The 26,886-nt window shown below is 65.7% G+C and carries 26 protein-coding genes; 18 read left to right on the top strand and 8 right to left on the bottom strand.

Annotated elements, in window-relative coordinates; genetic code table 11:
- From prsK to ASD73_RS16985, 3 genes are read left to right on the top strand one after another with little or no spacing between them, the layout of a single operon-like run.
- On the top strand, nt 1-2,121 hold the full coding sequence (gene prsK / locus ASD73_RS16975) for an XrtA/PEP-CTERM system histidine kinase PrsK (RefSeq protein WP_056375191.1): 2,121 nt from the start codon (nt 1-3) through the stop codon (nt 2,119-2,121).
- Nucleotides 2,118-3,494 carry a PEP-CTERM-box response regulator transcription factor gene (prsR, locus tag ASD73_RS16980; protein WP_056374228.1) on the top strand — a complete coding sequence of 459 codons (1,377 nt, stop codon included), beginning with the start codon at nt 2,118-2,120 and terminating at the stop codon, nt 3,492-3,494. Before prsK ends, prsR begins: the two co-directional genes overlap by 4 nt.
- Entirely contained in the window at nt 3,495-5,345 is a 1,851-nt protein-coding gene (locus tag ASD73_RS16985) for a tetratricopeptide repeat protein (protein ID WP_056374230.1), read from the top strand.
- Here ASD73_RS16985 and ASD73_RS16990 read toward each other — a convergent pair.
- Together ASD73_RS16990 and ASD73_RS16995 are read right to left on the bottom strand one after the other, a co-directional pair.
- On the bottom strand, nt 5,342-5,689 hold the full coding sequence (locus ASD73_RS16990; protein ID WP_056374231.1) for a GntR family transcriptional regulator: 348 nt from the start codon (nt 5,687-5,689) through the stop codon (nt 5,342-5,344). The two genes, ASD73_RS16985 and ASD73_RS16990, sit on opposite strands and share 4 nt — an antisense overlap.
- A gap of 71 nt (nt 5,690-5,760) precedes the next feature.
- Complete coding sequence (locus ASD73_RS16995) at nt 5,761-6,342, bottom strand: nitroreductase family protein (protein ID WP_056374233.1); 582 nt, start codon at nt 6,340-6,342, stop codon at nt 5,761-5,763.
- 184 nt (nt 6,343-6,526) lie between these two features.
- On the opposite strand from ASD73_RS16995, the gene ASD73_RS17000 reads away from it, so the two are divergent.
- From ASD73_RS17000 to ASD73_RS17020, 5 genes are all read left to right on the top strand, one after another.
- Nucleotides 6,527-8,362, top strand: coding sequence for a peptide MFS transporter (locus ASD73_RS17000; RefSeq protein ID WP_056374235.1), 1,836 nt, complete (start codon nt 6,527-6,529; stop codon nt 8,360-8,362).
- 3 nt (nt 8,363-8,365) lie between these two features.
- Nucleotides 8,366-9,769, top strand: coding sequence for an amidohydrolase (locus ASD73_RS17005; RefSeq protein WP_082521651.1), 1,404 nt, complete (start codon nt 8,366-8,368; stop codon nt 9,767-9,769).
- Nucleotides 9,766-11,067, top strand: a complete 1,302-nt coding sequence (locus ASD73_RS17010) for an amidohydrolase family protein (RefSeq protein WP_200934972.1) — start codon at nt 9,766-9,768, stop codon at nt 11,065-11,067. The genes ASD73_RS17005 and ASD73_RS17010 overlap by 4 nt, the downstream gene beginning before the upstream one ends.
- A 151-nt stretch (nt 11,068-11,218) precedes the next feature.
- The gene (locus ASD73_RS17015; protein WP_056374236.1) at nt 11,219-11,920 is read left to right on the top strand and encodes an NnrU family protein; all 702 of its coding nucleotides are present in this window, start codon (nt 11,219-11,221) and stop codon (nt 11,918-11,920) included.
- A 4-nt stretch (nt 11,921-11,924) separates the two neighbouring features.
- Entirely contained in the window at nt 11,925-12,461 is a 537-nt protein-coding gene (locus ASD73_RS17020; RefSeq protein ID WP_056374238.1) for a DUF1003 domain-containing protein, read from the top strand.
- A gap of 68 nt (nt 12,462-12,529) precedes the next feature.
- Here ASD73_RS17020 and ASD73_RS17025 read toward each other — a convergent pair whose 3' ends face one another.
- Both ASD73_RS17025 and ASD73_RS17030 read right to left on the bottom strand, forming a co-directional pair.
- Nucleotides 12,530-13,525 carry an aldo/keto reductase gene (locus ASD73_RS17025; RefSeq protein ID WP_056374240.1) on the bottom strand — a complete coding sequence of 332 codons (996 nt, stop codon included), beginning with the start codon at nt 13,523-13,525 and terminating at the stop codon, nt 12,530-12,532.
- Nucleotides 13,522-14,775 carry a dicarboxylate/amino acid:cation symporter gene (locus tag ASD73_RS17030; RefSeq protein ID WP_082521652.1) on the bottom strand — a complete coding sequence of 418 codons (1,254 nt, stop codon included), beginning with the start codon at nt 14,773-14,775 and terminating at the stop codon, nt 13,522-13,524. The genes ASD73_RS17025 and ASD73_RS17030 overlap by 4 nt, the downstream gene beginning before the upstream one ends.
- Nucleotides 14,776-14,950: 175 nt before the next feature.
- On the opposite strand from ASD73_RS17030, the gene glmM reads away from it, so the two are divergent.
- From glmM to folP, 7 genes are all read left to right on the top strand, one after another.
- Nucleotides 14,951-16,288: a phosphoglucosamine mutase gene (gene glmM / locus ASD73_RS17035; RefSeq protein ID WP_056374241.1), complete on the top strand. Its 1,338-nt coding sequence runs from the start codon at nt 14,951-14,953 to the stop codon at nt 16,286-16,288.
- A 34-nt stretch (nt 16,289-16,322) separates the two neighbouring features.
- Nucleotides 16,323-16,547, top strand: coding sequence for a DUF1272 domain-containing protein (locus ASD73_RS17040; protein ID WP_037510600.1), 225 nt, complete (start codon nt 16,323-16,325; stop codon nt 16,545-16,547).
- Nucleotides 16,544-17,686, top strand: coding sequence for a bifunctional hydroxymethylpyrimidine kinase/phosphomethylpyrimidine kinase (gene thiD / locus ASD73_RS17045; RefSeq protein WP_056374243.1), 1,143 nt, complete (start codon nt 16,544-16,546; stop codon nt 17,684-17,686). Before ASD73_RS17040 ends, thiD begins: the two co-directional genes overlap by 4 nt.
- The gene (locus tag ASD73_RS17050; protein ID WP_056374245.1) at nt 17,683-18,237 is read left to right on the top strand and encodes a ribonuclease HII; all 555 of its coding nucleotides are present in this window, start codon (nt 17,683-17,685) and stop codon (nt 18,235-18,237) included. Before thiD ends, ASD73_RS17050 begins: the two co-directional genes overlap by 4 nt.
- 37 nt (nt 18,238-18,274) lie before the next feature.
- Nucleotides 18,275-19,171 (top strand): oxidoreductase, encoded by an 897-nt coding sequence (locus ASD73_RS17055; protein WP_056374247.1) that lies wholly within the window; start codon nt 18,275-18,277, stop codon nt 19,169-19,171.
- Nucleotides 19,172-19,388: 217 nt separating this feature from the next.
- A complete protein-coding gene (locus ASD73_RS17060) occupies nt 19,389-20,528 on the top strand; it encodes a site-specific DNA-methyltransferase (RefSeq protein ID WP_056374249.1) in 1,140 nt (379 codons plus the stop codon).
- Nucleotides 20,528-21,658 (top strand): dihydropteroate synthase, encoded by a 1,131-nt coding sequence (gene folP, locus ASD73_RS17065; protein WP_056374251.1) that lies wholly within the window; start codon nt 20,528-20,530, stop codon nt 21,656-21,658. Before ASD73_RS17060 ends, folP begins: the two co-directional genes overlap by 1 nt.
- On the opposite strand, the gene ASD73_RS17070 is transcribed toward folP, so the two are convergent.
- From ASD73_RS17070 to ASD73_RS17085, 4 genes are all read right to left on the bottom strand, one after another.
- Complete coding sequence (locus ASD73_RS17070) at nt 21,655-22,371, bottom strand: SDR family NAD(P)-dependent oxidoreductase (RefSeq protein ID WP_056374253.1); 717 nt, start codon at nt 22,369-22,371, stop codon at nt 21,655-21,657. The two genes, folP and ASD73_RS17070, sit on opposite strands and share 4 nt — an antisense overlap.
- Before the next feature lie 9 nt (nt 22,372-22,380).
- Nucleotides 22,381-22,758, bottom strand: a complete 378-nt coding sequence (locus ASD73_RS17075; protein ID WP_056374255.1) for an ArsR/SmtB family transcription factor — start codon at nt 22,756-22,758, stop codon at nt 22,381-22,383.
- Nucleotides 22,755-23,408 carry an SRPBCC family protein gene (locus ASD73_RS17080; RefSeq protein ID WP_056374257.1) on the bottom strand — a complete coding sequence of 218 codons (654 nt, stop codon included), beginning with the start codon at nt 23,406-23,408 and terminating at the stop codon, nt 22,755-22,757. The genes ASD73_RS17075 and ASD73_RS17080 overlap by 4 nt, the downstream gene beginning before the upstream one ends.
- 86 nt (nt 23,409-23,494) lie before the next feature.
- On the bottom strand, nt 23,495-24,928 hold the full coding sequence (locus ASD73_RS17085) for a sigma-54-dependent transcriptional regulator (protein ID WP_056374259.1): 1,434 nt from the start codon (nt 24,926-24,928) through the stop codon (nt 23,495-23,497).
- 240 nt (nt 24,929-25,168) lie between these two features.
- Between ASD73_RS17085 and ASD73_RS17090 the strand changes: the two genes are divergently transcribed.
- Genes ASD73_RS17090 through ASD73_RS17100 form a run of 3 tightly spaced genes read left to right on the top strand, consistent with a single transcriptional unit; the run spans nt 25,169 to nt 26,792 of the window.
- A complete protein-coding gene (locus ASD73_RS17090; RefSeq protein WP_056374262.1) occupies nt 25,169-25,291 on the top strand; it encodes an aa3-type cytochrome c oxidase subunit IV in 123 nt (40 codons plus the stop codon).
- A gap of 10 nt (nt 25,292-25,301) precedes the next feature.
- On the top strand, nt 25,302-26,423 hold the full coding sequence (locus ASD73_RS17095) for an NAD(P) transhydrogenase subunit alpha (RefSeq protein ID WP_056374264.1): 1,122 nt from the start codon (nt 25,302-25,304) through the stop codon (nt 26,421-26,423).
- Between the two features lie 3 nt (nt 26,424-26,426).
- Nucleotides 26,427-26,792 (top strand): PH domain-containing protein, encoded by a 366-nt coding sequence (locus tag ASD73_RS17100; protein WP_056374266.1) that lies wholly within the window; start codon nt 26,427-26,429, stop codon nt 26,790-26,792.
- The last annotated feature ends 94 nt before the right edge of the window (nt 26,793-26,886 follow it).

The raw sequence follows: 26,886 nt of genomic DNA on the forward strand, positions 1-26,886 counted from the left end.
GTGTCGGCGCTGACCGGCCTGTCCCAAATCCTGTCGGGCCTTGCGCTGGCGGGCTTTGCCGGCGTTACGCTGTGGCTACTGATGCGGCCGCGCGCGCGGATGGCGGCGTTGATGCCGGCGCCGCGATTGCTCGCCGCGAGCGCCGCCGCCACCGCGCTGTGGTGCGCATCGCTGACTGTCTATGGTCCGGGATCGTCGCAATCGCTGGTCGTGCAGACGGTGCGCGACCTCGCCATGCTCGTCTGGCTGGGGGCGACCTTCTGGTCGCCGCGCGCGGCGATGTCGCGGCCGCTCCGCCTGATTGCGCGCATGCTCGCGACGATCTGCCTGTTGACGCTGCTGCTCGGCGCGGCGGCGCATTTGCGCGCCGGTGCTGCGGCCGAGCCATGGATGACGCCGACGATGGGCTTCGCCGCGACGGTCGTGGCGATTGGCGGACTGCTGATGATCGACGCCGGGGTTCGACACGCGAGCGCGGGGCAGCGCATGCCGGTGATGGCTGTCGCGGGCGGGTTCGCGATGCTGTGGGCCTATGAACTCAACGTCCAGCTGATCGGCGCGCTGACGGGCAAAATCGCATCGATGCTGATCGCGCTGCTTCCGGCGATCGTGCTGCTCACCCTGCCGGTTTATATCGTCGCCGCGATGGACATCGGGCGCGAAAGGATGCGTTTGTCGCGCACCGCCGCGACGCGCACGCTGATCCTGCTGGGCGCCGCCGCCTATCTGATCGTGATCGCGCTGACGGGGGCCGTCGCGCGCGTTGTCGGCGGCGATTATGCCGAACTGGCGCAGGCGATCTCGTTGCTCGTCGCACTTGGCACCGGCGGCCTGATGCTCGCCTCGGCGCGCTCGCGGGCTTGGCTGTCGGTGATGATTTCCAAGCATTTCTTCGAGCATCGTTATGACTATCGCGCCGAATGGATGCGCTTTACCGCGACATTGGGGCAGGGCGCCAAAGGCGATGGGGGCGAGGACGACCGCAACCTGCATCGCCGCGTCGCCAAGGCGCTCGCCGAACTGACCGGAAGCCCCGGCGCGCTGCTGATGCTGCCCGGCGTATCGGGCGGTTTTCGCATTGCCGAGCATTGGCATTGGCCAGACGGGGCGAGCGAGGATGCGACGCTGTCGCTGCGGTCGGCCTTCATGCTGCAGGAGACGCAGCATATCGTCGACCTCGACGCCGAGCGCCGGGGGCATCCCGGCGAGGATCTGGCGATCCCCGACTGGCTGATCGCCGATACGCGCGCTTGGGTTATCGTGCCGGTGCTGCATTTCCAGCGGATGATCGCGATCGTCGTGCTGCACCGCCCCGCGGTGTCGCGCGCGCTCGACTGGGAGGACCTCGACGTGCTGCGAATTGCGGGACAGCAAGCGGCGAGCTATCTCGCTGAATCGCAGAGCCAGCAGGCTCTGTCCGAAGCGCGGCGGTTCGACGAATTCAACCGGCGTTTTGCCTTCATCATGCACGACATCAAGAATCTGGCGAGCCAGATCGGGCTGCTCGCGCGCAATGCCGAACGCCACGCCGACAAGCCCGATTTCCGTGCCGATATGGTCGAGACACTGAAAATTTCGGCGGGGCGGCTTTCCGACCTGCTCGTTCGCCTGTCGCCGCGCGAGCGCGGGCCGGCGGCGGAGGCGGGGCGGACGTTGGTCGAGCCGGTGCTGCACGAGATCGCGGCAGAGATGCGGCCGCGCCGTGCGCTATTCGTCGGCTGTCAGGCCGGATTGTCGGCGTGGGCCGACGCGGGCGCGATCCGGCAGATTGTCCAGCACCTTGTCGCCAACGCGATCGACGCGTCGGCGCCCGATACGCCGGTGCAGGTCGTCGCTGTCGCCGAACAGGGACGCGTGCGGATCGACGTGATCGACCAGGGGTGCGGCATGACGCGTGATTTCATCCGCGACGAGCTGTTCAAGCCCTTTGTGTCGACGAAGGAGTCGGGTTTCGGACTGGGGGCGTTCGAAGCGCTGCAGATCGCGCAGGCGATGGGCGGGGCGATCGAAGTGGCGAGCGAGCCGGGTAAGGGGAGCAGCTTCACGCTCTGGCTGCCGCTTGCCGATGCGCGGGGCGACGCGGGTGTCGATGCGCGTGTGATGAAAGTGGGACATAAATGAACGAAAGCGGGGCCAATCTGCGCAAATTGCTAGTGGTCGAGGACGACCCGGGGCTGCAGACTCAGCTCAAATGGGCGTATGAGGATTATCAGGTGCTCGTCGCGGGCGATCATGATGCCGCGATCGAGTTGCTGCGCGCAGAGGAGCCCGATGTGGTAACGCTCGACCTTGGCCTGCCGCCCGATCCCGACGGGACACGCGAGGGGTTCCGCACGCTGAAGGCGATTCTCGAGGCGAAACCCGACACCAAGGTGATCGTCGTGTCGGGGCATGGCGAGCGTGCGAGCGCGCTGACCGCGATCGCGAGCGGGGCGTGGGATTTCTACCAGAAGCCGATCGATATCGACGAGCTGGGGCTGATCGTTGCCCGTGCCTTTCATGTGCGCGAGCTCGAGGTCGAGAATGCGCGGCTGGCGGAGCAAGGCGCGAACGACAATCGCGTGCTCGGCGGAATGATCACCGGCGCGCCCGAGATGCTGAAGGTCGCGCGCACGATCGAGCGCGTCGCGAACCTCGACGTCAGTGTGATGCTGCTCGGCGCGAGCGGCACCGGCAAGGAGTTGCTCGCGCGCGGGCTGCACGAGGCCAGCGGGCGGCGCGACGGGGCGTTCGTCGCGATCAACTGCGCCGCGATCCCCGAGAATTTGCTCGAAAGCGAATTGTTCGGACATGAAAAGGGCGCCTTCACGGGCGCAGTCAAGACGACCGAAGGCAAGATCGAACTCGCACACGGCGGGACCCTATTCCTGGACGAGGTTGGCGACATTCCGCTGCCGCTGCAGGTCAAGCTGCTGCGCTTTTTGCAGGAGCGCACGATCGAGCGCATCGGCGGGCGCAAGGCCATCGCGGTCGACACGCGCATCGTCTGCGCGACCCACCGCGACCTCGACACGATGATCGCCGATCAGAGCTTCCGCGACGATCTCTACTACCGGCTCGCCGAGATGGTGGTGAAGATCCCGTCTCTTGCCGAGAGGCCGGGCGACGCAGTGCTGCTCGCGCGGCATTTTCTCCACCAGTATGCGCCTGAGATGAACCCTGGCGTGCGCGGCTTTGCCCCCGACGCGTTGCAGGCGATCGACGAGGGGCGTTGGCCGGGCAATGTCCGCGAGTTGGAAAACCGCATCAAGCGCGCCGTGATCATGGCCGACAGCAAGCTGGTGATGCGCGAGGATCTCGACATGGCGGGCGGCGAGGCAGAAGGCGAGGAGGCGTGGCTCAACCTGCGCAGCGCGCGCGAGGCCGCCGATCGCGTCGCGATCCGCCGCGCGATGACGCAGAGTGAGGGCAATATTTCGGCCGCCGCCAAGCTGCTCGGGATCAGCCGCCCAACGCTTTACGACCTGCTCAAACAATATCGGATGCACGCCTGAATGGATTTTTGCCGCGTCTGGACGGCGGTGTCGCTGCTCGCGGCAATGCTGCTTGGGGCGTGCGGAGACGGCGGGGCGCCCGACGCGCCGCGCAAGGTCAATGAGCAGCGCCGCGCCGCGTTGGAGGATACGATCGCCGACAACCCGGACGACATCGCACGCCGCGTCGAACTGGCGCGCGTAGCGATCAAGCTGGGCGACGGCGTCGGGGCCGAGGCGGCGGTCAGGGGCGCGCTCGGCGCGGGGGCCAAGGAAGCGGCGCTGCGCCCCCTGCTGGCCCGTGCCTATGCGATGCAGGATGAGGGGAACCGTGCGCTCGAAACCCTCGACGGCGGCCCGATCATCCCCGAGATGGTCGGCGAAGCGGCGTGGGTCGCGGGCGATGTGCATCTGGCGGGTGGCGATCTGGACGCGGCGCGCGAAGCCTATGACCGCGCGGTGCATGAGCTGCCGCGCAATTCGGCCTTGTGGGTCGATGTCGCGCGTTTTCGCGACGCCAATGCCGACACGCTCGGCGCGAGCGATGCGGTCGACTATGCGATCGAACTCGACAAGGCGAACAGTGCGGCGCTTGCGTTCAAGGCGAACCTAGTGCGGACCGAGGAGGGGCTCAAGGCCTCGCTCGCCTGGTACGACGACGCGCTTGCCGCCGATCCCGACAATGAAGATGCGCTGATCGAGCAGGCGGCGACGCTCGGCGATTTGGGCCACTATCGCGATATGCTGACTGCGCTGCGCCACGCCGCGACGATCGTGCCGCGCGACCCGCGTCTCTTCTATTTGCAGGCGGTGCTCGCGGCGCGGGCCGACAATTACCAGCTCGCGCGCAGCCTGCTGCAACGCACGCGCGGCGAACTCGACGCGCAGCCGTCGTTCATGCTGCTCAGCGCGATCGTCGAACTCGAACTCGGCGGCGAGGCGGTCGCCGCGACCTGGGCCGACCGCTTACTGGCCGAGCAGCCCGAGAATTTCACCGCACGCCGTATCCTCGCGGCGGCCGAATGGGCCGATGGCGACGCTGACGCCGCGCTCGCGGCCTTGCTGCCGCTGGTCCAGCGCCCCGACGCCGACAGCTGGTCGCTGCTGCTCGCGTCGCGCTCTGCGGCGGAACTCGGCCGGCGCATCCAATCGGCGGACTATCTGGGACGCGCGGCGGCGCTGGCGCCCGGCGAGGCGGTGCCCTTTGCCGCCGACAATGATTATGGCCTGCTGACGATGGCGGCAGACGCCGCGCCGCTCAATCCAGCTTATGCGATTCCGGCCATTTCGGCCGACCTGTCGAGTGGCAACGGAGCACGGGCGATCGCGCGCGCCACGCGGCTCCGCGATGCGAACCGCGGCGTCGCCGACGCGCATATCCTGCTGGGCGACGCGGCGCTGGCGGGCGGGCGAACCGATCTGGCGGTACAGGCTTATCGCGCCGCGCGCGACCTCGATGCGAGCGAGCGCACCACATTGCGGCTCGCCAATGCACTTTTCCGCGCAGGGGATGCCGCGGGTTCGGGCGCCGCGATCCTCGCGCTGCAGCGCAGCCAGCCGTCGAGCATCGCCGCCGACCGATTGTCGGGGCATTTGGCGATGGACATCGAGCATTGGGATCAGGCGATCGCGCATTTCGAGCGCGTGCGCCGCCGGATCGGCAATCGCGACGCCGTGCTACTACGCGAACTGGCGCGGGCGTGGGCGGCAAAGGGCGACGACACGCGTGCGCTCCCGCTGATCGACCGCGCCTATCGATTGCAGCCGCTCAATGCCGGGATCATGGAGTTTTACGCCGATCTGCTCGAACGCCGCGGCAAAAACCAAGCGGCGGCGGACCTGCGCGACAAGGCGGCGCAGATCGGGCGTTAAGCCTCGGTGAGGTCGAGCAAAGTCCGCGCGTCGAGGCCGATGCGGCGCATCTGCTGTGCGACCGGCGGCCAGACGTTGGCGAGGAAATCGGCGCGCATCAGGTCGCGGAGGCGCTCGGTCGCGCCCGCGGCGACGAACATGCCGACGCCGCGCTTCACCGTGACCAGCCCTTCGTCCTGAAAGGTCTGATACGCTTTCGCCACCGTCAAAGGGTTGGCGCCTTCTTCGGCGGCAAGCGATCGGACCGACGGCAACATGTCGCCGTCGCGAAATTGGCCGTCGAGGATGGCGTTGGCGATGACATCGCGCAGACGCTGATACACGGGTTTGGACTGATCGAGCATGCCGCCTTAATGCCATAAGACAGCAGCACAGTCAAATGCCACTAATTACAAACTAGGTTCAGAAAATGAAACTAAATTTCCCAGGTGTGGACAACGGCGTCATATTCTGGACGGGGCCGCTCATCGAGGTGTCGCGAAGGCATCCCCAAGAAGAAATAGCCGACGATCGTGTCGCCTTCGCCGGCGCCGAACGCGGTCGCGACCTCGGCGCTATAGGCGGCCCAGCCGGTCAGCCAGCTGCCGACAAAGCCATGCGCGTGCGCGGCATGGAGCAGGTTCATGCCGACCGCGCCGGCCGACATCTGCTGCTCCCAAACGGGGATCTTGGCTCCGGGCACCGGCGTCGAGACGAGCACGAGCAAGGTCGGCGCCTGATGCGCGAACTGGTCGAGCGCCGAAAGGTCCATGCCCGCCGCCCCGGGATTCTCGACAATCCAAGCCCGTTTCAGCAACGCCGCGAAGGCCTCGCGCTGATCGTTGGCGACGGTGACGATGCGCCAGGGCGCGAGCTTACCATGGTCGGGCGTGCGCAGCGCGAGCGCGATGATGTCGCGCAGTGTGGCGGCATCGGGACCCGGGGCGATCATGTCGCGGGCTTTACCCGAGCGGCGCGTGGCGAGATGGGCGAGGAGCGAGGAGGTGTCGTTGAACATGGTGCGCCATGTGGCCTTTCGCGTGCACCTGCGCAAGTGTTGCGAATGGTTCGCAGTAATATTTGGCCCGATTGAGACGGTTTCATGCGCAATTAGATTCTTCCAATACGCAATTTTCGCGCTAGGTTGCCGCATTCGCGCGGCGGGAGGCCGCGCCAGACAATCCTAAAAGGGACGCAACATAATGAAAAATATGGGCTCGTGGGACGAGGGGGACTGGATTGCGGTGATCGCACTTCTGGTCCTGGGCGTCTTCCTCAGCATCGGTGCGCTGATTGCCGGCAGCAAGAAACCCGAATTCGCCGGACACCCCAAGGGCCTCTACATGCTCTTCTTTGCCGAGATGTGGGAGCGCTTCTCCTACTACGGCATGCGCGCGATCCTGATTTTCTACCTGACCCAGCATTGGCTGTTCAACGACAGCAAGTCGAACCTGATTTACGGCGCCTACACCAGCCTCGTCTACATCACCCCGGTGCTCGGCGGCTATCTCGCCGACCGTTACCTCGGCCAGCGCAAGGCGGTGTTGTTCGGCGGCCTGTTGCTGGCGGCTGGCCACAGCCTGATGGCGGTCGAAGGCGTCGGCGGGCAGGATGATCCCACGATCAATATCTTCTGGGCGGCACTCGCCTTCATCATTGTCGGCTCGGGCTTCCTCAAGGCGAATATCTCGGTGATGGTCGGCCAGTTGTACCGGCTCACCGACATTCGCCGCGATGGCGCCTATACGATCTTCTATATGGGCATTAACGTCGGCGCCGCGCTCGGCACGATCCTTGTCGGTTATCTCGGCCAGCGGATCGGTTGGGGCTATGGCTTCGGGCTAGCCGGCATCGGCATGCTCGCCGGCCTTGTCGTCTTCGTGCTCGGCAAGAGCGCGCTCAAGGGCGCGGGCGAGGCGCCTGCACCGCTGTCGCGGTCGAGCGAGTGGACCCTCTACGCCGTCGGATTGGCCGCAGTTGCGGTGATATGGGCGCTCGTCCAGTATCAGGACGTCATCCAGAACCTCCTGCTCGTCTCGGGCATTCTTCTGCTCGGCTATGTCATTCTGGTGGCGACGTTCCAGCTGCCCTATGGGTCGATCGGCGCCGGTCCACGCAGCCGCGTCAACACCGCGCTCGCGGGGCTCGCCCTGATGCTGTTCCTGCCACTGGCGCTCATCCTTGGCCTCGGCATCGCCAGCGGACCCGTCGCACTCGGGCTCGCGCCCGCGGCGTGGGTCGCGCTGTTCGGCTTCCTCCTCCTCCTCGGCGTGATGGTGGTCGAGAAGATGAACCGCGAAGATCATGCGCGCGACCGGATGTTCGCGATCCTGTTCCTGATCGCCCTGAACCCGCTGTTCTGGGGTCTGTTCGAGCAGGCCGGCGGATCGATGAACCTGTTTACCGACCGTTATGTCGATCGCGGCGCGGTGCCTGCTTCGATCTTTCAGTCGATCAACCCGATCTACATCATCCTGCTCGCTCCGCTGTTCGCCGCGTTGTGGCAATGGCTCGGCAAGCGCGGCAAGGAGCCGTCGGCCCCGGCCAAATTCGGGCTGGCGCTGGCGCAGATGGGGCTTGCGAACCTCATACTCGTCTGGGGTGCGCAGGCATTTGGCATCGCGGCGATGACTCCGGTGATTTTCGTTTTCCTCTATTACCTCCTCGCCACCACCGGCGAGCTGTGCCTCAGCCCCGTGGGCCTCTCGGCGATGAACCGGCTCGCGCCCACCTTCGTCGCGTCGCTCATCATGGGCGCGTGGTTCTATATGACCGCGGTCGGCAATTTCGTTGCCGGCAAGATCGGTGAAGCCACCGGCGGACATGGCGGTGAGATGAGCAAGGCCAAGCTGCTCGAGATTTACGAGATGTTCGGCTGGATAGCGATTGGTGCGGCGGTGGCCGTGCTGCTGGTCAGCCCGATCGTGAAGCGCTGGATGCACCTCGACACGCTGCGCGACCGCGACGATATCGCGGGCACGAGCGAACTCGCCGAGCCGCAGGCGGCTGGCGTTCATCCCGAACCCAAGGGGGCATAATCGATGATCCGGGGTGTGAAGGGCAGCCTGCTGGCTGCGGTATCGCTGGCGCTCGTCGGTTGCGCGGCGAGTGGTGGAGAGACGGCCTCGGCGAGCGATAAGCCCGCCGAGAAACCGGTCAAGTTCAACAAGGATCCCTATCCGTCGACGTACAAGGGATACCCGACCCGCCTGACGGTCGTGAAGGGCGTCACCATCTTCGACGGCGAGGGCGGGCGGATCGACAATGGCTCGATCGTGATGACGAGTGGGAAAGTCGACCGGATCGGGGGCCCCGATATGGAACTGCCGACCGACGCGGATGTCATCGACGGCACAGGGAAATATCTGACCCCTGGCGTCATCGACATCCACAGCCATCTTGGCGACTATCCTTCGCCCGGCGTCGATGCGCATTCGGACGGCAATGAGGCGACTTCGCCGACGACGCCTGAAGTCTGGTCCGAGCATAGTGTCTGGCCGCAGGATCCGGGGTTCAGCCGCGCGCTCGCCAATGGCGGTGTGACATCGCTTCAGATCCTGCCCGGCAGCGCGAACCTGATGGGCGGGCGCTCGATTACGCTCAAGAATGTTCCCTCGCGCACGGTGCAGGGGATGAAATTCCCCGGCGCGCCTTACGGCCTGAAAATGGCGTGCGGCGAGAATCCGAAGCGCGTCTATGGCGGGAAGGGACGTGCGCCCTCGACCCGCATGGGCAATTTCGCGGTGAACCGCGCGACCTGGCAAAAGGCGGCGGCGTATAAGAAGAAGATGGACGACGGAAAGGCCGTCGATCGCGACCTCGCGATGGAAACGCTCGCGGGCGTGCTGTCGGGCGAAATTCTCGTCCACAACCATTGTTACCGCGCCGACGAGATGGCGCTCGTCATCGATATGTCGAAGGAGTTCGGCTACAAAGTGTCGACTTTCCACCACGCGGTCGAGGCGTACAAGATCGCCGACATCCTCCAGAAGGAAGGCATTTGCTCCGCGATGTGGGCCGACTGGTGGGGCTTCAAGATGGAAGCTTATGACTCGGTCAACGAGAATATCCCGCTCGTCTACAAGGCCGGCGCCTGCACGATTGTCCACTCGGACGACGCGAACCAGATTCAGCGTTTGAACCAGGAAGCCGCCAAGGCGCGCGCCGCGGGACGCCGCATCGGCATCGACGTCAGCGACGAGATGGCATGGACCTGGCTGTCGTATAACCCCGCCAAGGCATTGGGTATTGCCGACAAGACCGGCAGCCTGAAGCCGGGCAAGATGGCCGATGTCGTGCTGTGGAACGGCAACCCGTTCAGCGCCTATACGCGCCCCGAAAAGGTGTGGATCGATGGCGCGTTGATGTTCGATGCGAACGACCCCAAACGCCGCCCGGTGAGCGATTTCGAGCTGGGCCAGCCGGGCGAAGGAGACGTGAAATGATCCGCGCATTCCTTCTTTCCGCCGCTGCGCTGATCGCACTTCCGGTGGCTGCGCAGGATGTCGCGATCGTCAACGCGAAGCTCGTCATCGGCGACGGCAGCGCGCCGATCGAGGGCGGCACGGTGGTCGTGCGCGGCGGCAAGGTCGTCGCGGCGGGCGCGGGCGTTGCCGTTCCCGCGGGTGTCGAGCGCGTCGATGCGCAGGGGCGCTATGTCACGCCGGGCATCGTCGCGGCGTTCAGCCGCGTCGGCCTCACCGAAGTCGATGCCGTCAGCGGCACCAACGACCGGTCGGCACCGCGCACGCGCTTTTCGGCGGGGCTCGACATCGCGCCCGCGCTGAACCCGATGGGCTCGCCCGTTGCGGTCAACCGCGCCTCGGGCGTGACACGTGCGATCGTCGCGCCGGGCAGCAGCAGCAATTTGTTCGCCGGGCAAGGCGCGGTCGTCGACCTCGCCGACGATATGGAGATGGTGACGCGCCCGCGCGCGCTGCAATATGTCGCGTTCGGCGAGGATGGCTCGGCGAAGGCGGGGGGCAGCCGCGCGGCGACCTTCCTGCTCTTCCGCGAACAATTGCTCGCGGCGCGCAGCTATGCCCGCAACCCGGCGACGCTCGCCGAATGGGGCAACGACGCGATGATCCAGCGCGCCGACGCCGACGCGCTAGTGCGCGTGATCGACGGCACGACGCCTTTGTTCGTCCGCGTCGATCGCGCCGCCGACATCGTCAATGTCATCAAGCTAAAGGGCGAATTTCCCGCGCTGAAGCTCGTGCTCGTCGGGGTGACCGAAGGCTGGCTCGTCGCGCGCGACATCGCGGCGGCGAAGGTGCCGGTGCTCGTGTCGCCGCTCACCGACCTGCCGTCGAGTTTCGAACAGCTCGGCGCGACGCAATCGAACGCGGGCCGGCTCAAGGCCGCCGGCGTCGACGTGTCGGTCGGCGTGTTCGACGACGATGACGCGCACAAGATGGGCTATGCGACGCAATATGCGGGGAATCTTGTCGGCCTCGCGCGCGTTCCGGGCGCGAGCGGCATGACATGGGATCAGGCGTTCGCGTCGATCAGCAGCGTTCCGGCGCGCGCCGTCGGCATGGAGAGCAGCATCGGTTCGCTGCGTCCGGGCCGCGCCGGCGATGTCGTGATCTGGGACAATGACCCGCTCGAACTCGGCAGCCGCCCGACGGCGGTGTGGATCGACGGCAAGGCGCAATCGCTGACGACGCGGCAGGACCGCCTGCGCGACCGCTATGCGACCCCGCAGGAAGGGGTGCTGCCCAAGGCATACGACAGGTAGGCAGGGCAGGCGTTTCATCGCCTGCCCATCTTCGTCCTCCATGTTGACACTGTTATCTTTGTCGCGCAAACCCTGTCGGTGAACGCGTCCCGAGTCGCGCGTGGTCGCGATTTGCGCGATAGAGATGACATTGCTGGAGGAGGGACTGGTCATGCAACCGATGTCGCTTTTGATCGCGACCTGCGTTCTGTTCGTCGGCTCGCACCTCGCGCTGTCGCATCCGCTTCGGGGCGGGCTCGCGGGGCGGCTCGGCGAACGAGGATTTCAGATCACCTATTCGATCGTCGCGATCGCGACGTTCATCATGGTGGTGCAGGCGTGGCGAGGTATGCCGCCCGAGCCGCCATTATGGACAGTCGATGACCCGCTGTGGATACTCGCATCGCTGATCGTGCTCTTCGCGAGCATCCTGTTCATTGGATCGCTGATCGGCAATCCCGCCCTGCCGGCGCCGGGAGCGGCGAAGGCTGCGCAGGCCGCGCCGCGCGGCGTGTTTGCGATCACGCGGCACCCGATGATGTGGGGCTTTGGGCTGTGGGCCTTTGCGCACGCCCTGGTGATGCCGACCGGGGCGCAGATCATCCTGTCCGCGACGATCGTCTTTCTCGCGCTCGTCGGTTCGGCGGGGCAGGATGCGAAGAAGGCGCGACTGATGGGCGACGCCTGGCGCCAGTGGGCGGCGCGGACGAGTTTCGTGCCCTATGCGCGGCAGGTCGGCGGCACGGCACCATGGGCCGACACGATCCCGCGCCCGCATGCTTTATTCGGCGGAATATTACTTTGGTTTGTCGCGACCTGGGCGCATGGAGCACTGGGATATATGGTCGCCGGAATCTGGCGCTGGATGGGTTGACGGGATGCACGATACGACGACGACCGCCGACCTGTCGCTTCGCTTGCTCGGGCGGCCGCTCGACGAACTCGATGCCGACGAGCGGCGCGTTCTCGACGCGATCGCCGAGCGCCGCCTGATTAGCCGCGACGCCGCCGACATCGACGATGAGGGGGCGAGTTTCGGCGCGCGCCTGTCCGACCGGGTCGCCGCGGTGGGCGGGTCGTGGGGCTTCATCATCGCCTTCACCACGGTGCTGCTTGGCTGGATGCTGCTCAATTCGGACGTGCTGTCGCGCTGGGGGATGGCGTTCGATCCCTATCCCTTTATCTTCCTGAACCTGATGCTCTCGACGCTGGCGGCTGTCCAGGCGCCGATCATCATGATGAGCCAGAACCGCGCATCGGCAAAGGACCGGATCGCGGCGGGGCTCGATTACGAGATCAACCTGCGCGCCGAGCTGGAGATCATGCGGTTGCATGAGAAGCTCGACCAGATGCGGATTCATGAACTCGCGGGGAAGGTCGACGCGCTGTGCGAGCGGATGGATGTGAAGGGTTAGGGTGGAGGCCGTAGTGATGTTGGCTTTGAGGCAGCTTCCGGTCGAAAGCGGCCACGTGGATGGTGCGGCTACAGCCGCACCATCCGCATGCCCATCTCACCATAGCGCGGCCCGCTCGTCCCGCCTTTCGGCGCCGCGGCGTCGATTGCGGCGAGATCGTCGGCGGTCAGCGTGACGTCGGCCGCGCCGACGCTGTCCTCCATCGTCGCGCGGCGCTTGGTGCCGGGGATCGGGACGATGTCGTCGCCCTGCGCGAGCAGCCACGCAAGCGCGACCTGCGCCTTCGATACGCCATGCTTGTCGGCGACCGCGCCGATCGCGTCGACGATCGCGAGGTTGGCGGGGAAATTCTCGTCCGAATAGCGCGGATCGTTGCGGCGCCAGTCATTCTCGGGAAGCTCGTCGCGGCTGCGCACCGCGCCCGCGAGGAAGCCGCGGCCGAGCGGCGAATAAGGGACGAAGCCGATGCCGTTGTCGCGGCACGCGCCGAGGATCTCATCCTCGACATCGCGTTCCCAGATCGAATATTCGCTCTGCAGCGCGGTGATCGGCGCGGCCTTCGCGGCGCGGCGGATCGTGTCGGCGCCGGCTTCGGACAGTGCGATGTGGCGGACCTTGCCCTCCTTTACCAGTTCCATCATCCCGCCGACGGTCTCCTCGATCGGGACCGACGGGTCGACGCGGTGCTGATAGAAAAGATCGATCGTGTCGATGCCGAGCCGCTGGAGCGAGCCCTCGCACGCGGCGCGCGCATTGGCGGGCGAGCCGTCGACGCCGGTGATCTGCTTGCCCTCGAATTTGAAGCCGAACTTGGTCGCGATGACGAGGCCGTCGCGCTTGCCCTTGATCGCCGCGCCGAGCAGGTCCTCGTTGCTGAACGGGCCATAGATTTGCGCTGTGTCGAAAAAGGTGACGCCAAGGTCGATCGCGCGGTGGATCGTGCGCGTCGATTCGTCGAGGTCGGCGGCTTCGCCGTAGAGGATGTTACCGCCCTTGATCATCGGCATGCAGCCGATGCCGATCGCGGACACTTCGAGGCCGTGGCCGAGCTTGCGATATTTCATGGCGTAACTCCTGCTGTGGGGGCTGTGTCGTCGACACCGTCGGCGGCATATTTGGTCGCGGCGACATCGCCGACGACATTACCTAGGGTTCGGAAGATGTCGGGAAAAGTCTCGACCGCGACGAGCAGCCCGAGCGGTGCGACCGGGACGCCCATCGACACCGCGATCGGCGCGATCGAGGTGACGAAGCTGATCGATCCGGGCAGGCTGACCGACGAGAGCGCCGCGGCGATCGCGACCGCAAGCCCGACCGCCATTTCCCATGGAGTGAGCTCGACACCGAACAGCCAGGCGACATAGACGACGACCGCGAGGTTCATCGCCGGGCTGGTGAAGCGGAACAGTGCGACCGCGAGCGGCAGCACGACGTCGGCCTTCTTCGGATCGACGCCGAGTTCCTCCGACGATTTCAGCATAGCAGGCAGGCTGGCGAGCGAGCTTTGCGTGCTGATCGCGACCGCGAGCGTCGGGACCATCGCGCGGACGAAGCGTGGCAGCGATATGCCGACGACGAGCCACGCGAGCAGGAGGCCGAGGAGAAGGCAGCTGATGCCGATTGCCGACAGGATCAGCACATAATGAATGAGCCCGCCGAACGCCGCGACCCCGGCCTTGACCGCGAGCGCATAGCCCAGCGCGAAAACGCCGATCGGCGCGAGCGCGAGGACCCAGCCGATGACGATCAGCATCGCGTCGCCGAGCGCCTTGAACAGCCCCGACAGCGTCGCGCGCTGCACGGGCTCGAGCTTCGTGATCGCAAAGGCGAAAATGGTCGTGAAGACGATCAGCGGCAGGATCGCGGTCTCGGCCGCCGCGGCAATCGGGTTGGTCGGGATCAACGAGAGCAGGAAATCGCCAAAGGTCGGCGATGGCCCCGCGTCGGTTGTGCCACCAAGCCCGTGGCGCAGCGCTTCGGCGGCGCCGGGGGAGAGCGGGAAGAGGCGCAGCAGGAGCGGTGTCATCAACAGCGACATCAGGCCCGAAAGCGTGATCGCGCCGAGGAAGATCATCACCGCGCGAAAGGCGAGCTTGCCCGCGCGCGCGGCATCGGCGGTCGCGGTGATGCCGGTAATCAGCAGCGCGACGACGAGCGGGACGATCGTCATCTTCAATGCGTTGAGCCAGAGCAGTCCGATCGGTTCGACGAAGGGAAGCGAGGCGGTCCCGGCGTCGGGCGACACCAGCTCGACGCCGATTCCCAGCAGCATGCCGGCGACGAGCGCCGAAAGGATGAACCAAGCGGATTTCAAGACGGATTCTCCCGGCGTTTTTTCTGGCCTGCTTGCCAAGCAAAAGAGGGTGACTTAGAGCACCTCCCGAAAGAAACGGGAACCGGTTTTTGGGCCGGGAAATGCTCCGCGGGGGCCATCCCGTGGGAAGCCGGGGCAGGCAATTGCCAGGCGATGGTTAGGTAGCAGAGGGAACATGCGCAAGTTTTTCGGAACCGACGGGATTCGCGGCCTGACCAACCAGGTCCCGATGACCGCGGAAGTCGCGATGCGCGTCGGCATGGCGGCGGGCGCGCACTTCCTGCGCGGGACGCACAAGCATCGCGTCGTGATCGGCAAGGACACACGCTTGTCGGGCTATATGCTTGAAAACGCGCTCGTCGCGGGCTTCACCAGCGTCGGCATGGACGTGGTGCAGGTCGGCCCGATGCCGACCCCGGCAATCGCGATGCTCACGCGCTCGATGCGCGCTGATCTGGGCGTCATGCTGTCGGCGAGTCACAATCCGTATCACGACAATGGGATCAAGCTGTTCGGTCCCGACGGGTATAAGCTGTCCGACGAGGACGAGGCGCAGATCGAGCATTTGCTCGCGCAGGAACCGAAGCTCGCCGAACCGAGTCACATCGGACGTGCCAAGCGCATCGACGATGCGCGCGGGCGCTATATTCATGCGGTGAAACAGAGCCTGCCCGAGTCCGTCCGGCTCGACGGGCTGCGTATCGTGCTCGATTGTGCCAATGGCGCGGCGTATAACAGCGCGCCGACGGTGTTCTGGGAGCTCGGTGCCGACGTGGTGGCGATCGGGGTCGAGCCCAACGGCACCAACATCAACGACAAATGCGGATCGACCGCGCCCGCACTGCTGCAGGAAACGGTGGTCGCGAGCGGCGCCGACATCGGCATCGCGCTCGACGGCGATGCCGACCGGCTGATCGTCGTCGATGAAAAGGGCCGGATCGTCGACGGCGACCAGATCATGGGACTGATCGGCGCGAGCTGGGCGCGACAGGGGCGGCTGAAAGGCGGCGGTGTCGTCGCGACGGTCATGTCGAACCTGGGGCTCGAGCGCTTCCTTGAAGGTGAGGGGCTCCGGCTCGAACGCACCAAGGTTGGTGATCGCCATGTCCTCGAACGGATGCGCGAAGGCGGCTTCAACGTCGGCGGCGAGCAGTCGGGACATATGATCCTGTCGGATCATGCGACGACCGGTGACGGCACGCTCGCGGCGTTGCAGGTGCTCGCCGAGCTCATCGCGTCGGGCAAGCCCGCGAGCGAATTGCTGCACCAGTTCGACCCCATGCCGCAGCTTTTGAAAAATGTCCGCTTTGCCGGCGGCAAGCCGCTCGAAGACAAGCAGGTCATCGCAGCGATCGCCGAGGGCGAAGCGACGCTCAACGGGCGCGGCCGCCTGGTTATCCGCCCGTCGGGCACCGAACCGCTGATCCGTGTGATGGCCGAGGGCGATGATGCCGGACAGGTCGAGCAGGTCGTCGACATGATCTGCGACGCCGTGCGCGCGGCGACAGCATAGCCATTTGATTTTCTAGAACCGAAAGAGACTTACCATGCTTGAAATGCGACCCGATTGCGAAAAATGCGGACGCGATTTGCCCGCCAACCTTCACGGCGCCTTCATCTGCTCGTTCGAATGCACCTTCTGCGCGAACTGCGCCGACAAGCTCGACGAAATTTGCCCCAATTGCGGCGGCGACCTGCTCGACCGGCCGCTGCGCGAGGGCGCGGCGCTCGCGAAGTTCCCCGCATCGACGGAGCGAAAGCATAAGGGGTGACCGCGCGCGTCCTGATCATCGCGGGCTCGGATAGCGGGGGCGGCGCGGGCATCCAGGCCGACATCAAGGCGGTCACGATGCTCGGCGGCCATGCGATGACCGCAATCACCGCGATCACCGCGCAGAATACGCTAGGCGTGCAGGGCGTCCATCCGGTCCCGACCGCGATGGTATTGCAACAGATCGACAGCGTCGCGTCGGACATCGGCGTCGATGCGGTCAAGATCGGGATGATCGGCAGCGCCGAAACCGCCGCGGCGGTGGCAGAGCGATTGTCGCAGCCCGATCTCGCGCAAGCGACGCTCGTGTTCGATCCGGTGATGGTCGCGACGAGCGGATCGGTGCTCGCCGACGCGGCGACGATCGACGCGTTTCGCGCGTTACTCGATCGCGCGATGGTTGCGACGCCCAACTTGCCCGAACTCGATGCGCTGGGCGGCGAGGAGGCGGTGCTCGCGCACGGCTGTTCGCTGCTTGTGAAAGGCGGCCATGCCGAGGGCGAGACGGTGATCGATCGCCTGCTCGAAACCGGCGAAGGTGAGGTCGCGCGCTGGGAAGCGCCGCGGATCGACACCCCGCACAGCCATGGCACCGGGTGCACGCTCGCGAGCGCAATCGCGACGGGGCTGGCGCAGGGCATGCCGCTCGAACCCGCAATTGCGCGCGCGCGCGATTTCGTCCGACTGTCGCTGCTGGACGCACCGGGACTGGGGCAGGGACATGGCCCTATGGGGCAGCAATATGTGCGCAACGACGGCCTGTTCACCGGCCCGGCGCTCAATCAGATGACGCTGCCCGCGAACGATTATGCCGTGTCGGTCGCTTTCTACAAGCAGATGGGTCTCAAGCAGATCGTCGATAGCCCCGACAATGGATATGCGCGCTTCGAAGCCGCCAACGGGGTTACCTTGTCGATCCACGTCGGCGACGGCGCGGCGGGCGGCGCGACCGCCTATCTGGAGAGCGGTGCGCTCGATGCGTGGGTCGCGTATCTGGCGCGGCGCGGCGTGCGGTTCGAACAGATGCCGAAGGATGAGGAATGGGGCTGGCGCGAGGCGCGGCTGGCCGATCCCGCGGGGAACCGCCTGTGCCTGTATCAGGCGGCCGAATATCGGCGTTATCCGCCGTGGCGCATATGATCGTCGGGGTCGACGAGGCCGGGCGCGGTCCGCTCGCGGGGCCGGTGGTCGCCGCAGCGGTGCTGCTCTGCGAGGGCGGCATCGATGGGTTAGACGACAGCAAGAAACTGACTGCGAAACGCCGCGCCGAACTTGAAGCGCAGATCAAGGCGCGCTGCCGCTGGGGCGTTGGCGAGGCGAGTGTCGAGGAGATTGACCGCATCAACATCCTGCAAGCGACCTTTCTCGCGATGACACGCGCGGTCGAGGCGCTGGGGTTCGAGCCGGCCGAGATACTCGTCGACGGCAACCGGCTGCCGCGCTGGCGCTACACCGCGACCGCGATCATCGGCGGCGACGCACTCCACCCGTGCATTTCGGCGGCGAGCATCGTCGCAAAGGAGCATCGCGACCGCTTCATGGTCGCGGCGGCGCGCGACTTCCCCGGCTTTGGCTGGGAAACAAACATGGGCTATGGTACGGCGCAGCATCTCGCGGCGCTGCGGCAACATGGCCCGACGCCGCACCATCGGACCAGTTTTGCCCCGGTCGCACAAATGCAGCTGGTCTGACCGCCCGAAGCCTAAAAGCCTAAGAGGGGAACAGGCGATGAGCAGAGGATTTTCGGCCGACGATGTCGGTGCGCAAACAGGGCGGCGTTTCCTTGTCACCGGTGCCAATGCCGGAATCGGGTTCGAAGTTTCCAAGATCCTCGCGGCGCGCGGCGCGCATGTCGTCTTGGCGTGCCGCGATGAGGACAAGGCCGAGGTGGCGATGAACCGCATCTGGGTCGACGTGCCAAAGGCCGAACTGTCGTTCCAGCCGCTCGATCTCGCTGACCTCGACAATGTCCGCGATGCGGCGAAGGCGGTGCTCGCGGGACCGCGGATCGACGTCCTCATCAACAATGCGGGAGTGATGATCCCGCCCCGGACGCTGACCAAGCAGGGATATGAGCTGCAATTCGGGGTCAATCATCTTGGCACGTTCGCGCTTGCCGGCCTTGTTCACCCGCATGTCGACGACCGCATCGTCATCACCGGCAGCATCGCGCACCGGAACGGTGCAATGGATTACAGCGACCTGTCGGCGTCGCGTAGCTACCATAATTGGGCGCGCTATCAGATGAGCAAGCTCGCGAACCTCCTCCATATGTTCGAACTCGACCGGCGGTTGAGCGCCGCGGGGCGCGCCACACAGGCGATCGGATGCCATCCGGGGGTCGCGCTCACCGAACTCACGCGCCACCTGCCGCTACCGCTGCGCACGTTGACGCCGCTCGCTGGCCCTTTCTTCAACAGCGCCGCGCAGGGCGCCTGGCCGACCCTGCAAGCGGCCGCCGGCGCGCGCGTGCAGGGCGGCGACTATCTGGGGCCGCAGGGGCTCGGCGAGGTGTCGGGCCGCTCGGGCCCGGCGCGCGCGACGCGCGACGCACGCGATCCGAAGCTCGCCCGCGAACTGTGGCAGCGTTCGATTGAGCTGACGGGGGTCGATCCGGGGCTTTGACCCAGCGACGCAAATTTTTTTCGCCGGTGAGTCTTTGTCACCACACCACCAGTGGTTGAGTCTCCGAGTCGCGGCCGACTCCATATGGTGTGTCAGACTCGTTTCGTTCTCATCGCGTTAACCAGTTAGAGAGGCGGAATCCTTAGACTCCTGCGCTTGACGGCGGACTCCGCTGGACTCATCAGGGCCTTCTTATGAGCAAGGAACGGGGTGAAGCATGGGTGTGATGGAACGGGTCAAGGCGCCAGCGACGAAGCAGCGGACGCCGAAAGTCGACCCCGCGGACCTGCCCCTCGACAGCATCTTGCAGGGCGATTGCGTCGAGATGATGCGCTCGCTTCCCGCCGCGTCGGTCGACATGATCTTTGCCGACCCGCCGTATAATCTCCAGCTCGGCGGCGACCTCCTGCGCCCTGATGGCAGCCAGGTCGACGCGGTCGACGATGACTGGGACAAGTTCGACAGCCTCGCGACGTATGATCGCTTCACCCATGCCTGGCTCAAGGAAGCGAAACGCATCCTGAAGCCGAACGGCAGCATCTGGGTGATCGGCAGCTATCACAATATCTTCCGCGTCGGCACGGCGTTGCAGGACAATGGATATTGGATCCTCAATGACATCGTATGGCGCAAGGCGAATCCGATGCCCAATTTCAAGGGCACGCGCTTTACTAACGCGCATGAGACTTTGATCTGGGCGTCGATGGGCGAAAAGTCGCGCTACACCTTCAACTATCGCACGATGAAGACGCTGAACGACGAATTGCAGATGCGTTCGGACTGGCTGATCCCGATCTGCGGCGGTCAGGAACGGCTCAAGAAGGGCGGGACGAAGGTTCACCCGACGCAGAAGCCCGAGGCTTTGCTCTATCGGGTCCTGCTCGCTTGCTCGAACCCCGGCGACGTGATCCTCGATCCCTTCTTCGGCACCGGCACGACGGGCGCGGTGGCAAAGCGCCTCGGTCGTCACTTCATCGGCATCGAACGCGAGGATGATTATATCGCCGCCGCGCTGGAACGTATCGAACTGGCGCTGCCGCTCGACGAAAGCGCGGTGAAGACGATGATGGCGCCCAAGGCCGCGACGCGCGTCGCGTTCGGCACACTCGTCGAATGCGGCCTGATCACACCAGGAACGGTGCTGACCGATGCCAAGCGCCGCTGGAAAGCCAAGGTGCGCGTCGATGGGAGCCTCGATTGCGAGGGCCAGCCCGCGGGGTCGATCCACAAGGTCGGCGCGGGGCTGCAGGGCGCACCGAGCTGCAATGGCTGGACCTTCTGGCATGTCGACAATGGCAAGGAACTCCGCGTGATCGACGCGGTGCGGCAGGACTGGCTGCTGGCGAACGAAGCCTGATGTTTCAGCCGCTGACCAAGCCCGACCTCGGCGCCACGTCGGCGGACGCGCAAATCTATTGCCGCCCGACCTGCTTCGTCGAACGTCCGCACGAGCTCGACGACGATTGCCTGCGGATCGCCGACTCTATGGTCTGGTTCGCAGCCTGGCACATCAGTCTGCGCGACGGTTTGACCGTTAAGTCGACGATCATTCCGGTTCCCGAATGGGAGGGCTGGATTGCGGCGATGCCCGACAGATTGGCGCAGGCGGCAAATGCGCAGCGCGCCGGCGTCGTGCGGCCGCGCGGCATGCTCCAACTCGGTGAGCGGAAGATCCGGCTGAGCGAGCCGCAGCTCATGGGGATTTTGAACGTCACGCCCGACAGCTTTTCGGACGGCGGCAAACATGTCGATGCCGTTGCCGCGGCCGAAGCCGGTTTCGCGATGGGCGCGGCAGGCGCGGCGATCATCGACGTTGGCGGCGAATCGACGCGGCCCGGCGCGCCGCTGGTCTGGGAAGGCGACGAGATCAAGCGCATTGAAGGCGTGGTGTCGGCGCTCGCACGCGGCGGGGTCGCGGTGTCGATCGACACACGCAAGGCCGCAGTGATGGAGGCGGCGCTCGCCGCCGGCGCGCGGATCGTCAACGATATTTCGGCGCTGCGCTACGACGACCGCGCGATGGAAGTGGTCGTGCACGCGGGCTGCCCCGTCGTGCTGATGCACGCGCCGTCAACGAAGAGCGACCCGCACGAGGGCGGTACCTATGCGCATGCGCTGTTCGACGTCTACGACATGCTCGCCCAACGCGTCGCCGCGTGCATCGCCGCCGGGGTCGACCCGGCAAAGATCATCGTCGATCCGGGGCTCGGCTTCGGCAAGGGCGTCGGCGACAATCTCGCGCTGATCAACGGCCTCGCGTTGTTCCACACATTGGGCTGCCCGGTCTTGTTTGGAGCCAGCCGAAAGCGGATGATCGGCGCGCTCGATAACGAAGCGCCCGCCGACCAGCGGCTCGGCGGCACGGTGGCGCTGCATTATCAGGCGGCGACGCAGGGCGTGCAATTGCTGCGCGTCCACGACATTGCGGAGAACCGGCAGGCGCTGCGCGTCTGGCGCGGCCTGCGCGATGCAGCGCTCACCGTTTAAAGCGAATAGCCTCCGTCGGCGGCGAGCACGGCGCCGGTGATATTCGCCGCATCGTTGGACAACAGAAAGCCTATCTGCCGCGCGACCTCCCCGGCGCTGGCCCAGCGGCCGAGCGGCGTCGCCGCTTTTGCCATCGCATCGATGGCGGCTTCGCGGCTGCCATATTCGGCGACCATCGCAGGGAAAAAGTCGAGATCGTCCCAAATCGGGGTGTCTACGCCGCCCGGGGCGATTGCGTTCACACGAATGCCGTGCGGTGCGCCTTCCTTCGCCGCGACGCGCGCCAGCTGGATGACGCCGGCCTTCGACGCGCCATAGGCGCCAACCCCGGGCTCGGCCTTGATACCCGAGATCGAAGCGGTGACGACGATCGCGCCGCCGCGTCCGTGCGCGATCATCGCACGCATCGCCGCGCGCAGGGTCAGCATCGCGCCGTCGAGGTTGACCGACAGCGTGCGGCGCCAACTCACGAAATCCATTTCGGCGATCTCGCCCGCGCTGGAAATGCCGGCGTTGACGACCGCGAGGTCGATCTCCGCGAGATCGCCGGCCAGTGCCTCCCACATTTCGGGGCTCGTGACGTCCCGTCCTTGTGAAACGTCCACGCCGATTACGCGCGCGCCGCTTTCGGCGAGCAGCGCGGCGGCCGCCCCGCCGATGCCGGAGCAATGCCCCGTTTTGAGCGCCGTTCGTCCGGTGAATGATCGGGTCATGGCGCCAGCCTAACGCGGCGCGTCGGGCAAGTCGACCGGCCTGGCAGACTCGCTGTCCTGCCGCCGCGCCTTTTTCCCGCGCGCCACTTCGGTCGCGAGCGCCTCGAACCTTGGCTCCCACGTCCGGCGAAAGCGTTGGACCCACGCGTCGATCTCGTCGAAACGATCGGGCGCGACAGCGTAAAGCCGCCGCCGCCCGTCGGCACGCGACGTGGCGAAACCGCTGTCGCGAAGCACGCGCAGATGCTGCGACACCGCGGGCTGCGAGATAGCGAATTCGGCGGCGATCACATCGACGATCTCTCCCGATGCGCGCTGGCCGTCGGCGAGCAATTCGAGGATACGCCGTCGCACCGGATCGCCGAGGATGTCAAAGGCGTGACTCATTCGGGTGCAGCGGCGCCGGTGTAGAAGGCAGTCGTATTGGTGCCCGCGCGGTTCGCGGCCTCCTCGGCGGTCCCATAGGCGATCGAAGCGGCGGTCCATGCCTCGCTGCTCCACGTCGCAAACGCCTTGCCTTCATCGCTCAGCGCCCAGGTCTCTTCGGCGAAGCGTTCGTTGCTCTCGCCGGTTTCGATGTGCCAGCCAAGCCCCATCAGTGACAGGTCCCAACCCACACCGACCGCGCCCGGGCCGAACCTGTCCCAGAATTCCTCCGATTTGTCGTCGAGCGGGGCTATATGCCTGAGCGTGAGGCGCGTCCTGTCGTCGCTGGCCGCAGCCAGCTCGACCTCGACCCAGCTCATCCCGCCGCTGAATTCCCATGTCAGTGCAAAGCTGCGCGGCGGGTCACACGCGGTGACGGTGCCCCCGGCATTGCCCTTGATCTGATATTTTCCCCCGAGCGTGAGGTCGCCGTCGACCGGCGCGAACCAGCGCGGGATGCGGTCCTTTTCGGTGATCGCGTTCCACAGGTCGGCGATGTCGGTGGGATAGTCGCGCGACGCGATAACCGCGCGCGCGGGTTGGCCCTCGTGCGTGACGTCCTCGACCTTGCGAACGACCATGGCGGCTTGGGCGACGGTATCGAACGACATAATAATTCTCCCGATGGTTTCGGGATAAATATATAAGCTATAACTTATATATCAAGCGTGATCGGGCGAACCGCGCTGACGGCGCGTCAGGCGGCGGTATCGATCCCGAGGTCGCTCAATTTGCGATAGAGCGTCGAGCGGCCGATGCCGAGGCGGCGGGCGACTTCGCTCATGCGGCCGCGATAATGGCCGATCGCGAGGCGGATGACGTCGGCCTCGATTTCCTCGAGCGGGCGGAGGTTGCCGTCGGGCAGGTACAGCGTGACGCCGATCGCTTCGCCGTTGATCGCGATCTCGCCTTCGCCGCTCGGGCTGCCGCCACCGAGCGTCGCCTCGATCGCGCGGAAATCGGCACTGGTGAGGACGTCGGTGGTGCTGTTCACCGCGGCGCGGAACAGCACGTCCTGCAACTGGCGGACATTGCCCGGCCAGGCATAGGCGGCGAGCAGGCGCAGCGCGTCGTCGGTGACCCCGATCGGCCCCATGCCCGGCAGGCCGCCGATGCGCGCGAGCAGATGGCGCGCGAGCGGGCCGACGTCGCCGCGGCGCTCCGAAAGCGAGGGCAGGGTGAATTGCGCGCTCGACAGCGCGTAGAACAGGTCTTCGCGGAAGTGGCCGGCCTCGATCAGCTTGTCGAGCGGGCTGGTGCTCGTCGCGATGATGCGCACATCGACGCTCTGGCGGATTGAGCCGCCGATCATCTGGACTTCGCCGCTATTCAGGAATTCGACGAGCTTCGCCTGCGTTTCGAGCGGGATACACTCGACATGGTCGATGATGATGCTGCCGCCATCGGCCTGAACGAGGCGGCCGACCTGTCGATCGAACGCTCCCGCGAAAGCGCCGCGTTCGTGGCCGAAGAGCCCCGACCCGATCAGGCCCGGCGACACCGCCGAACAATCGACCATGACGAGCTGGCCGCGCGCGCGCGGGCTCGCGCTGTGGATCGCGCGGGCGAAGACTTCCTTGCCGGTGCCCGGCTTGCCGTTGATCATCACCGGCACGCGCGCGCGCGCGGCCTTGGCGGCGATCGCGAGCGCGCTGCGGAAATTGGGGCTCGATCCGATGATTTCCTCGAATGCCAATGGCGCGCGCAGCTTTTCGGTGAGCGGGCGCAGTTCGCCCTGCGGGCCGCTCGTCGACACGACGCGGTCGAGCGCTTCGAGCAGGCGGTCGGGGGCGATCGGTTTCTGGACGAAGTCGCTCGCCCCGGCGCGCATCGCGCCAACCGCCACCTCGACCCCGTTGCGCATCGTGATCACGACAAGCGGCAAGGCGGGGCGCCAGCGGCGGAGTTCGCCGACGAATTCGGAAATATCCATGCCCGGCGCGCCCTGGTCGACGAGCACGGCGTCGAGCGCCATGCCCTCCTGGGTGCCGAGCTTGGCAAGCGCGGTGTCGGTGTCGGCGGCGATGACGCTGCGCCAGCCACCGCGCGATACAAGGGCGGCCAGAAAGCGCTGCTGGGCAGGCTCGCTGTCGACGATCATCACCATTCGCGTGTCGCGCGTGCTAGTCATCGTTTCGAATCTGCCCCCTGAACCGACATTGCTATGGGTTTGTTTTGCTGAGGGCTGCATGAGTATCCGATAGGGGTAAAAGGGCGATTAAGGGCATTCGTCTTTTCCTGCATCGAAGTCCAGCAGCCAAACCCGCACTTGAGCATCGCGGGGCGCGTGGCTAAGACCGGCGCGATAACCGATTCTGGGCGCGGCGCTGTGCGTTCGCGCACAGCAAATGACCGTTTAAGGGGAAAAGCGATGGCACAGCAGGAAATGAAGGCAGCCGAAGAAACCTATGCGGGTTTCATCAGCCTGTTCAAGATCGGCTCGATCATCACCGCGGTCGTCGTCATCGGCGTCGTCCTTCTCATCGCGTCCTGACCGGACCGGCATGCGCATCGCTGTTCTGAAGGAGCTCGCCGGAGGCGAGACCCGCGTCGCTGCTACCCCGGAGACCGTGAAGAAATTCATCGGCTTGGGCGCCGAAGTTGCCGTCGAATCGGGGGCAGGTGAACAAGCCTCGATCGCCGATGCCGATTATAGTGTCGCGGGCGCGAGCGTCGGCAGCCGCGCCGACGCGCTGAAGGGCGCAAACATCATCCTCGCGATTCAGGGGCCCGATCCCAAGGGGCTTTCGGGCTTTGCCGAGGGCGCCTGGCTCGCCGCAGGTCTCAACCCGTTCGGCGAGCGCGAACGCGTCGATGCCTATGCGAAGCTCGGGCTCGAGGCGCTCGCGATGGAATTCATGCCGCGCATCACCCGCGCGCAGTCGATGGACATCCTTTCGAGCCAGGCGAATCTCGCGGGCTACAAGGCCGTTCTGATCGCGGCGAATGCCTATGGCCGCGCCTTTCCGATGATGATGACAGCCGCGGGCACCGTCAGCGCAGCGAAAGCGTTCGTGATGGGCGTCGGCGTCGCAGGGCTGCAGGCAATCGCGACCGCACGCCGCCTCGGCGCACAGGTCAGCGCCACCGACGTGCGCGCCGCGACCAAGGAACAGATCATGTCGCTCGGTGCCAAGCCGATCTTCGTCGAGAGCGTCGCGGGGATCGAGGGCGAGGGCGCGGGCGGCTATGCCACCGAAATGTCGGACGAATATAAGGCGGCGCAGGCCGAACTCGTGTCGTCGCACATCGCCAAGCAGGACATCGTCATCACCACCGCGCTGATCCCGGGGCGCCCCGCGCCGCGGCTCATCAGCGACGCGCAGCTCGCGACAATGCGCTCGGGCAGCGTGATCGTCGACATGGCGGCCGAAAGCGGCGGCAATGTCGAAGGCTCGGTCTCGGGCGAGGCGAAACGCATCCACGGTGTGACCGTGATCGGCGCGAAGAATATCGCGGCGTTGATGCCCGCCGACACCAGCGCGCTGTTCAGCCGCAACCTGTTCAACTTCCTCTCGGCCTTCTGGGACAAGGAAGCCGGCAAGCCTGTGCTCGACGAGGAAATCGGCAACGCGGTTCGGCTGACGCAGGGCGGCAAGGTCGTGAACGAGCGGCTGCTGGGCTAAGCGATGGGCCTGTTCAGCGCCGGGGATATCGACATTGCCGGCGCGCAGGCCGAGTTCCAGGCGTGGCTGATCGAGGGCGAGCGCGTCCTCGCGGCGTTCCGGACGATCCGCGATACGGTGCTGCTGACGAACCTGCGCTTCATCTTTGTCGATGTTCAGGGACTGACGGGATCGAAGAAGGATTTCCAGAGCATTCCCTGGCGTTCGGTCACGCGCTTCTCGTTCGAAACAGCTGGCACCTTCGACCTCGATGCCGACATGAAAGTGTGGGTATCAGGCGCCGCGACGCCGCTCGAGGTCAAGATTTCGCGCAAGAGCGATCCGCAGAAAATCCATCAGCTTATGGCACAGTTGATCGTCGGCCGCTGACGTATCGGAAAAAATGGCCGTTTTCGGCCTTTTCATGAAACCTCCTTTGGTTACTATGCGTTCAGGGTTTCCCAAACCCTGAGTTTCAACCAAC

It is taken from the genome of Sphingopyxis sp. Root154 (genome assembly GCF_001427105.1).
Lineage (GTDB): Bacteria > Pseudomonadota > Alphaproteobacteria > Sphingomonadales > Sphingomonadaceae > Sphingopyxis.

Coding starts and splice junctions, on each gene's coding strand:
- ASD73_RS17010 (WP_200934972.1), top strand. CDS start 9,766: ATGATCCGCGCATTCCTTCTTTCCGCCGCTGCGCTGATCGCACTTCCG.
- ASD73_RS16985 (WP_056374230.1), top strand. CDS start 3,495: ATGGATTTTTGCCGCGTCTGGACGGCGGTGTCGCTGCTCGCGGCAATG.
- ASD73_RS17080 (WP_056374257.1), bottom strand. CDS start 23,408: ATGTCGTTCGATACCGTCGCCCAAGCCGCCATGGTCGTTCGCAAGGTC.
- ASD73_RS17060 (WP_056374249.1), top strand. CDS start 19,389: ATGGGTGTGATGGAACGGGTCAAGGCGCCAGCGACGAAGCAGCGGACG.
- ASD73_RS17100 (WP_056374266.1), top strand. CDS start 26,427: ATGGGCCTGTTCAGCGCCGGGGATATCGACATTGCCGGCGCGCAGGCC.
- ASD73_RS17005 (WP_082521651.1), top strand. CDS start 8,366: ATGATCCGGGGTGTGAAGGGCAGCCTGCTGGCTGCGGTATCGCTGGCG.
- ASD73_RS17000 (WP_056374235.1), top strand. CDS start 6,527: ATGAAAAATATGGGCTCGTGGGACGAGGGGGACTGGATTGCGGTGATC.
- ASD73_RS17075 (WP_056374255.1), bottom strand. CDS start 22,758: ATGAGTCACGCCTTTGACATCCTCGGCGATCCGGTGCGACGGCGTATC.
- ASD73_RS17050 (WP_056374245.1), top strand. CDS start 17,683: ATGATCGTCGGGGTCGACGAGGCCGGGCGCGGTCCGCTCGCGGGGCCG.
- ASD73_RS17085 (WP_056374259.1), bottom strand. CDS start 24,928: ATGACTAGCACGCGCGACACGCGAATGGTGATGATCGTCGACAGCGAG.
- ASD73_RS16990 (WP_056374231.1), bottom strand. CDS start 5,689: ATGCTCGATCAGTCCAAACCCGTGTATCAGCGTCTGCGCGATGTCATC.
- folP (WP_056374251.1), top strand. CDS start 20,528: ATGTTTCAGCCGCTGACCAAGCCCGACCTCGGCGCCACGTCGGCGGAC.
- ASD73_RS17040 (WP_037510600.1), top strand. CDS start 16,323: ATGCTTGAAATGCGACCCGATTGCGAAAAATGCGGACGCGATTTGCCC.
- ASD73_RS17015 (WP_056374236.1), top strand. CDS start 11,219: ATGCAACCGATGTCGCTTTTGATCGCGACCTGCGTTCTGTTCGTCGGC.
- ASD73_RS17090 (WP_056374262.1), top strand. CDS start 25,169: ATGGCACAGCAGGAAATGAAGGCAGCCGAAGAAACCTATGCGGGTTTC.
- ASD73_RS16995 (WP_056374233.1), bottom strand. CDS start 6,342: ATGTTCAACGACACCTCCTCGCTCCTCGCCCATCTCGCCACGCGCCGC.
- prsR (WP_056374228.1), top strand. CDS start 2,118: ATGAACGAAAGCGGGGCCAATCTGCGCAAATTGCTAGTGGTCGAGGAC.
- ASD73_RS17095 (WP_056374264.1), top strand. CDS start 25,302: ATGCGCATCGCTGTTCTGAAGGAGCTCGCCGGAGGCGAGACCCGCGTC.
- ASD73_RS17055 (WP_056374247.1), top strand. CDS start 18,275: ATGAGCAGAGGATTTTCGGCCGACGATGTCGGTGCGCAAACAGGGCGG.
- ASD73_RS17070 (WP_056374253.1), bottom strand. CDS start 22,371: ATGACCCGATCATTCACCGGACGAACGGCGCTCAAAACGGGGCATTGC.
- ASD73_RS17025 (WP_056374240.1), bottom strand. CDS start 13,525: ATGAAATATCGCAAGCTCGGCCACGGCCTCGAAGTGTCCGCGATCGGC.
- ASD73_RS17020 (WP_056374238.1), top strand. CDS start 11,925: ATGCACGATACGACGACGACCGCCGACCTGTCGCTTCGCTTGCTCGGG.
- glmM (WP_056374241.1), top strand. CDS start 14,951: ATGCGCAAGTTTTTCGGAACCGACGGGATTCGCGGCCTGACCAACCAG.